7 protein-coding genes are annotated in these 7,420 nt (G+C 72.2%); 2 read left to right on the top strand and 5 right to left on the bottom strand.

Annotation, left to right across the window (positions count from 1 at the left end; genetic code table 11):
* Window positions 1–196, bottom strand: a 196-nt coding sequence (locus tag AOK00_RS39800; RefSeq protein WP_437441464.1) for a hypothetical protein, incomplete at its 3' end; no start/stop codon positions are given.
* Window positions 197–309: 113 nt separating this feature from the next.
* On the opposite strand from AOK00_RS39800, the gene AOK00_RS32950 reads away from it, so the two are divergent.
* Window positions 310–1,251, top strand: coding sequence for an endo alpha-1,4 polygalactosaminidase (locus AOK00_RS32950; RefSeq protein WP_437441463.1), 942 nt, complete (start codon window positions 310–312; stop codon window positions 1,249–1,251).
* A gap of 52 nt (window positions 1,252–1,303) precedes the next feature.
* Here AOK00_RS32950 and AOK00_RS32945 read toward each other — a convergent pair whose 3' ends face one another.
* The 4 genes from AOK00_RS32945 to AOK00_RS32930 form a co-directional block, all read right to left on the bottom strand.
* Complete coding sequence (locus AOK00_RS32945; RefSeq protein ID WP_254047592.1) at window positions 1,304–2,182, bottom strand: hypothetical protein; 879 nt, start codon at window positions 2,180–2,182, stop codon at window positions 1,304–1,306.
* Complete coding sequence (locus tag AOK00_RS32940) at window positions 2,179–4,041, bottom strand: GMC family oxidoreductase (protein WP_055603824.1); 1,863 nt, start codon at window positions 4,039–4,041, stop codon at window positions 2,179–2,181. The genes AOK00_RS32945 and AOK00_RS32940 overlap by 4 nt, the downstream gene beginning before the upstream one ends.
* The gene (locus AOK00_RS32935) at window positions 4,038–4,460 is read right to left on the bottom strand and encodes a hypothetical protein (RefSeq protein ID WP_055603823.1); all 423 of its coding nucleotides are present in this window, start codon (window positions 4,458–4,460) and stop codon (window positions 4,038–4,040) included. The genes AOK00_RS32940 and AOK00_RS32935 overlap by 4 nt, the downstream gene beginning before the upstream one ends.
* Before the next feature lie 80 nt (window positions 4,461–4,540).
* Complete coding sequence (locus AOK00_RS32930; RefSeq protein ID WP_254047591.1) at window positions 4,541–5,119, bottom strand: hypothetical protein; 579 nt, start codon at window positions 5,117–5,119, stop codon at window positions 4,541–4,543.
* Between the two features lie 200 nt (window positions 5,120–5,319).
* On the opposite strand from AOK00_RS32930, the gene AOK00_RS32925 reads away from it, so the two are divergent.
* Window positions 5,320–7,420 (top strand): hypothetical protein (locus AOK00_RS32925; RefSeq protein WP_055603821.1); only part of this gene is annotated, 2,101 nt, incomplete at its 3' end.

Below are 7,420 nucleotides of genomic sequence, written 5' to 3'. Positions count from 1 at the left end.
GTGCGGCCCGCGTCGACGCGGGCCGCACCGCCAGGTGCCGGTACGCCGACGGGTCGGCGGGGACGGCGGCAGCGGTGCCGCCGGCCAGGCCGGTGACGCCTGTCAGCGCGGTGGCGACGGCGGCGACCGTCAGGGCGCGGCGCCGTCGAGGAATGCGGTCTCTGTGTGTGGGGCGTGCCTGATGCGCGTATGACATCCGACGTCCTCCGGACGCGGGTGTTCGAGGCCCATGCGGATCACGTCGGGCCGTTCTCGTGGTCTTCGGCAGGCCGCCACGGCACGGTCGGGCAGCGCCCGTACCGTAGGGCCGTGGGCGGCCGCGCGTCGCCCCGAGGAATCGACGACCAGGAGCCCCGCACCGTGATCGCCCGCGAACCCCGTCCCCTCCGCAGCGTGCGCCGGCGCCGCCACCGTGTGTCGGCCCTGACCCTGGCCGGCCTCCTCGCCGTCGCGGTGGCCGGATGCACCACGTCCGGTGACGGGGGAGACGGCGACTCGGTCCCTTCCTCCGCGCCGCCCTCCTCCGCCCGCGCGGTCGTCCCGCCCGAACCGCACGTCGGATTCGACTACCAGATCGGCGGACCCTACGCACCGCCCCCCGGAGTGGGCGCCGTCTCCCGCGACCGCACGGCGAAGCCGGCGAAGGGGCTGTACAACATCTGCTACGTCAACGCCTTCCAGGCCCAGCCGGACGCCATCGACTGGTGGGAGGAGAACCACCCCGACCTCCTCCTGCGGAGCGCGGCGGGGGTGCCGGTCGTCGACCAGGACTGGGACGAGGCCCTCTTCGACGTCTCCGCACCGGCCAAGCGCGAGCGGCTCGCCGCGATCGTCGGCGAGTGGATCGACGGCTGCGCCGGCGCCGGCTACCAGGCCGTCGAGGCGGACAACCTCGACTCGTACGAACGGTCCCTGGGCCTCCTCACACCCGAACACGACCTCGCCTTCGCGCGGCTGCTCGTCGCCCGCGCCCACTCCGCCGGACTCGCGATCGGGCAGAAGAACGCCCCCGATCTCGCGCAGCGGGGCCGGAAGCTCGGCTTCGACTTCGCGGTGGCCGAGGAGTGCGGTCAGTACGACGAATGCGCCCCCTACGCGACCGCCTTCGACAACCGGGTGCTCGTCATCGAGTACGAGCCGAAGGGCCTGGCCCGAGCCTGTGCACGCTGGGGCGGGACGCTCTCCGTCGTCCTGCGCGACACCGACGTCCGCCCCGCGGGCGAGGCCGGGTACGTCCGCGAGACCTGCTGACGGGGGCGGCCGGCGACGTGGACCGGGCTCCGCCACGGGCCGCCTCCAGCGGTCAGGGACGAGGCGCGGTCGGCACGTAGTACGGGCGGTTGTGGGCGGCCACCGGGGGCGACTGGTACGCCCAGGCACCGGTGGCGGGTGCGTCGTCGCCGACGAGGGCGAGGACGTCGCGGCCGAGGTCGCTCTCCGGGGCGTGCACCGCGAGCCGTCCGCGTCCCGCGTGCGTCGGCGCGGCCAGGTCGTACCAGCGGTACGGCTGAGAGACGTTCATCGGGCCGGCGAGCAGCCGTCCCTCGAGGTCGGTGCCGTAACCGGTGACCGGAGCGGAGTTGGCGACGGCGGGGGCGAGGCCGTCGAGTTCCGCCGTGAGGTCGACCAGCGGCCCCAGGTCCTCCTCCAAGGTGCCGTCCACACCGATCGTGGCCGCCTTGCACCGCACGTTCCAGGTCTCACCCGCGGGCCCGTTGAGCGACGGCAGGTCCACCTCGAACCGGCCCGGGTACTTGGGTTCGGCGTAGAGCTCGCGTCCCGCCCTGATCGCGAACGGGTTGTCGCAGACGACGTGGACGCGCGCGATGCCGAGCAGCTTCGTCTGGTCCCAGCCCTGCGCGTACTGGGCGTAGCTCAGCCGCGGCAGTCGCCCCTCCGCGCCGGCCGGGAACGCGACGACGTTGAACTCGATCTCCTGCGTGACACCACCCCCGAAGGCGTACTGCGCGAAGTACAGCTGGTAGTTGAGGGAGACCAGGGCGCGCCCGTCCTCGAACTCGGCCGCGGTCAGATCGGGGTGGTGCTTGGCGAGCAGCTCCCGGACCGGCCCGGGTGCGACCAGCCAGTCGAGGCCGATCTGGTGCAACGCCCCGTAGTGGAAGGGGAGCCGGAAGGGCTCGGACACGGGCGGCAGGGGCAGCGGGGGCAGTGGTGCGGTCATTCCGGCACTCCTCGGGTCGATGGGGTCTCGCAGGCGGTGGGGGAGCTCGGGGGTGCGCCCAGGGGCACCGGACGGTCGCGGGACGCCAGGTCGGCCTCGACGCGCTCCGCGCTGCGCAGGGCGAGCGCGGCCATGGTCAGCGTCGGGTTGGAGGTGGCCACCGAGGGCATGCTGCCGCAGCCGACCGCGTACAGGCCGGGGTGGTCCCAGCAGCGCTGCCAGGAGTCGACCACCGACGTGGCCGGGGAGTCGCCCATGATGTGGGTGCCGGCGGCGTGACCCGCCCCGCGATAGCCGTACGTACGGCCGCCGTGCTCGAAGCGGCCGGGCCAGGCCGTCGCCGGCGTGTAGTCGGTGTGGTCCTCGGCGCCGAGGAGCCCGAAGATCTGGTCGGACACCGCCCGGGCCGCCGCCATCCCCTCCTTCACGTGCGCGTCGAGGTCGTAGGTGACGAGGGGGCGGGGCAGGCCCAGCGGATCGCGCTCGGTCGGGTGGAGCGTGACCCGGTTCGCGGGGTCGGCGCTCTGCTCCATCTCGAACTGGAGGGTGAACTGGCGGCGGATCCGGTCACCGACCGCCTTCCGCAGGTCGGCACCGAACAGGCCGCGTTCGGCGAGGAAGTGCCACACGTCGGTGTCGACGGGGCCCTTCGCCCAGACCCAGCCCCAGGTCCCGAACTCGACCCGGAACGGCGCCCGCACCCGGCGCGCCGGGCCCGCACGGAAGCCCTCGAAGCCGGAGACCGAGCCGGGACCCCGGTACGGCCCGGCGTCCTCGGGCAGCAGGCCCCAGGTCAGCAGAACGGGGTGATCCATCAGATTGCGGCCGACCTGGCCGCTGCGGTCGGCGAGTCCGGAGAGGAGCAGGAGCCGGGCGTTCTCCACCGCGTGCGCGGCGAGCACCACGACGTCGGCGTGCGCGACGGAGACGCTCCCGTCGTACGAGCGGTACTCCACGCCCGTGGCCCGCCCGCTCGCGTCGACGAGGACGCGGCTCACCACGGACCGGTCCTCGAGGGTGACGCCGGCGCTCCAGCGGCCCTGGGTCTTGAGCGGGGTGTACTTCGCGTACGAGGGGCAGTGCGGGATGCAGCTCGCGTTGCCCACGCAGCGGTTCTCCGGCTCCGGCCGCCCGTGCCGGCCGCGCGGGACGTACCCGCGACCGGAGTCGTACCGGGGGTCCGGGACGCCGTTGCGCGCGTGCGGGGTGCCGACCACCCGCAGTTCGACCTCCCGCCGGGCCACCGGATCCGTCACGCGCCGCCCGTCGAGGCGGGCCGCGAGGACGCCGTCCACGCGGGCGGCCGGCAGCGGCCGCATGGGAAACACATAGCCGTCGGGAAGGGGCAGCCCGACGTGCTCGCGCTGCTCGTCGGCGTCGCCGGCCACCCCCAGCTCCTCCTCGGCCGCCCGGTAGTGGGGTTCGAGCTCCTCGTAGCCGAGCGGCCAGCGCCGCCCGTACCCGAAGGCCTCGGTGTCGAAGTCCTCCGGGAGCATGCGCGGTGCGAGCCCGGTCCAGACATTGCCGGTGCCGCCGTTGGCGCGGACGTATCCGCTGGCGTACGGCAGCGGCCCGTCCTGGCGGAGATGCCCGGCCGTCCGGTACCCGGGGGTCCCGTCCGCGCCGACGATGTCCGTCACCACGGGTGAGGGCACTTCCGGACGGGGCCCGAGCGGTGAACCGGGAACCAGGCCGGAGGCCGCGAGGTACGTGGTCAACGGATCGTCGACGGCTCCGTCTCCGGGATCCGCGGCGCCCGCCTCCAGAACCAGGACCCGTCGGCCGTGCCGGCCGAGGCGGTGGGAGACGAGCGAGCCCGCGACACCGGCGCCGACCACGATCACGTCGTAGCGCGTCACGGCCCGCTCCCCTCGGCCGCGTCACCCCGGCCGCGGCCCCCGGTGCGGTCGGGCGCCTCGGCCCAACTCCCGTACCCGCCGGGGCCGGTGGCGGGGGCCTTGAGGCCGGCCGCCTTCCACACCAGGCCCTCGGCGTAGGCGCGCGGGGACACCAGGAAGGGCGGCGGTCCCGGCCAACTGCCCGTGTACCAGAGATAGGTGACCGCCTCCGCCGCCTTCCGCAGCTCACGGTCCCCGGCGTCGTCCGGTTCCTCCGGCGGCTCGCGCAGCAGCCGCGCGTACCGCTGCGCGCCGAGCTGCTCCGCGGCGACCGCACGGTACGCCTCGGCCATCCCGGTGGCTTCCAGGTCCGCTCCGTCGAAACCGGTCAGCCGTGCGGACAGGGAGGTGAAGCGCTGTGACTCGTCTGTAGGGTGCACGCGGGCATGGGTGCCCCGCCCCTTCCCGGACCATGCGCCACGCCCGGGGAAGGGCTTGATCACGACCCTGGGGGTACGGGTTACTCCTCCTCGTCACCGCCGCCGGGCTCGTAGTCGTCCAGTTCGGCGCGCAGCGAGGCCGGGCCGGTCGTGGGGCCCTCCCGGAGGAGGGTGAGGAAGCTGCTGAGGGGGTGGTGCTGGGGGCGGGCGTCGTAGTCGATGCCCTCGGGGTCCCGGTACTCGTCCAGCCGGGCGAACGGCACGATGACGTAGGGACGTCGGGACCAGGGGTGGCTGTCCGCGGGGTCGGGGTCCAGACGCCACTGGGTGCCGCGGGTGCGGTTGTGGACCTCGCCGACGTACCAGCAGGCGACCTGCACCAAAGGGGTGTGCTCGCGGGCGAACAGGTCGTCGACGGAGGTGACGTGCTCACGGACGAGGGCCTCCACGCGGTCGAGAGAGGATTCACCGAAGTCCCAGCCGCCGCCGTGGCGACGGCTCCAGTCGGCGAAGCCCGCCCGCTGCTCGTCCAGCCACGCGCTCAGACGGGGGTTGTGGGCGTGCGCCGTGTCGATGCGCTCGGCGACGGCGTGCTCGTCCTCCTGCCCCTCGTCCCCGCCGGCCCCCTCGTTCTCGTACTCCCAGATTTCGTCGCTCACAACAGCTAAGCCTAGTCCTCCATGTGACGGCAAGAATCTGGAATCTGCACGGAGTTAACACATGCCGCGCCGCCGAAACCGCATTGCGGCGGCAAAGCAAACCCCTAGTATCGGACCGCTTGTGCGGCGCCCACTTGAGCATCGGGGGCCCTGGCGCCACACAACCTGAATCGACCCGTGGGGCTCCCGGGGGAAGCACTGTGAAGCCAGCACGAATAGCGCGCCGCTGGCGTGCGCTCAGGAACAGCCTGCTAGCACTCGCCTGTGCCACCGTCATCACGATCACCGGTCAGCCCGTCGGCGGCGTCGCCGAGGCCGCGCCGGCGCCGCCGAAGCTGAAGCCGGGCAAGCGCTGCGACGAGATGTACGGGGTGAAGAACGTGCCCACGGGCGGCCTGCCCCAGGGCGACGCCTCTCGTGCGGTGGACCGTTGGGACACCTACGACTACACCAACCCCGGTCTCCAGTTCGACGGCCTCAACCCCACCCGGGCCGAGCTCGACGCGGCGGGCACCGACTACAAGAAGTACGACCACAGCGACCCGAGGCGCATCTACGCCCGGTTCAACGCCCAGCGACGGTGGACGTCCTTCCGCGACTACCTCTCGAAGGTCTACATCCCGAACCAGGGCTACGACGCCCGCGGCAAGGCCTTCATGGCCAAGGTCGTGCGCGAGATGGGCCTGACGGGCCCGGACTGGATCTGCGAGAAGGAGTTCCACTTCGTCGACCCCGACACCGGTGAGCGTCATGTGCGCCGGCTCGACGCCTACAACAAGCGCAGCCGGGAGATCGTCGAGGTCAAGTCCAACGGCAGCCCCGACAGCCGCGAGAAGCCCGCGGACCGGGCCTGGGCCAAGCACCAGGGCTGGCGCTCGTACAAGTACACCTACGTCTTCGCCGAGAACCAGACCCGTGACGCCAAGAACTTCATGAAGGAGCTCAAGGACACCGCGGGCAAGGACGCGCTCGGCCGCGACCGGGTCCGTACCTACGACTACCAGTCCCACCACAAGGGCGTGCCGCCCAAGGGCACCGAGAACGGCCCGTACCGCGCGAACAGTACGACCATGTCGCCGGGCAACGGCGCCTCCACCGGGTCCCGCGGCTCCGGCAACCAGGTGATCAACCAGTCCCCGCCGAACCCGCAGACCCTCAAGGAACAGCTCGACCGGCTCGGCAGGACCGGCGAGCGCGCCCTGATGAACCGCGGCCTCGGGGGCATCGACTTCACCACCCTCGACCTGCGCTACATCGGCAAGGGGAAGGGCGGCAAGGGCCTGGACTACGCGTTCTCCGCCAAGTCGGTCGAGGACGAGTACGCGGCCGGGTGGGGCGGCCAGGAGAAGGGCGCCCTGATCTCCGACGCGTTCTTCACCTGGCTCGCCCTCGACCCGTCCACGTTCTGGGTGAACCTCAACCCGGACGAGCCGAACCGCATCATCGACGCGGGCTTCGGCAAGACCGACGCGGGCCGGGTCCTCCTGGAGGCCGACCTGGAGCTGAAGCACGACATCTTCAAGGCCATGGACCCGGAGACGGAGGCGGGCCGCGACTTCATGAACGCCCTGCCCCAGCGCAACGGATTCCCCTGCTGGGCCGGATTCCGCTACTGGATCGAGCCGGAGACCGCGGTCGTGCGCGAGCAGGACGGTGGCATCCACATCCTCGACACCCCGCTCAAGCTGTCCACGGTGCCGCAGGAGACCACCACGCAGCCGCCCGGCGGGAAGGGCTGCGACCTCACGGAGGCGGAGACGCAGCAGTCCGACCGGGTACTCGACCGCTACATCACCCCCCTCGTCGCGGAGAAGGTCAACAACGGCGACTACTACGCCGACCTGCGCCGCGTCTACACGGCCCGGGTGGCCGCCGAGTGGGTGCGCCAGAACGCCGCCGACATGCCCGCCGAGTACCGCGGGATCATCGACAGCAACGACGTGAGCCGCTGGCCGCTGCGCGCCCCGCACCAGAACTGGACCGGCAAGCAGGTCTGGGACCGCTACTACAAGGCCTTCACCGAGGGCACGTTCAAGTACAAGTGGTCCAACGGCGAGGAGGTCTACGTCTACACCGTGGGCGGGGTCGACTTCTCCAAGCAGCCCAAGAGCAACATGAACCCGGTCCGCTTCCGCACCGAGCAGCGCTACAAGCCCCGTACGGTCGGCTACGCGGTCGACACGATCGCCGACGACCCGAACAAGAAGGGCTATCTGATGTTCGGCGGCAACAGCGCCGGACGGTCCGAGAACGGCACGCCCGGTCCCACCCCCACCCCGACCGGTACGGCGAGCCCGACCG

This window comes from Streptomyces aureus (genome assembly GCF_001418135.1).
GTDB classification, from domain to species: Bacteria; Actinomycetota; Actinomycetes; order Streptomycetales; family Streptomycetaceae; genus Streptomyces; species Streptomyces aureus_A.
This window is presented reverse-complemented; position numbering and strand designations above follow the sequence as displayed.

Excerpts from the sequence above, each read along its gene's own strand:
- AOK00_RS32945 (WP_254047592.1), bottom strand. The coding sequence starts at position 2,182 with ATGACCGCACCACTGCCCCCGCTGCCCCTGCCGCCCGTGTCCGAGCCC.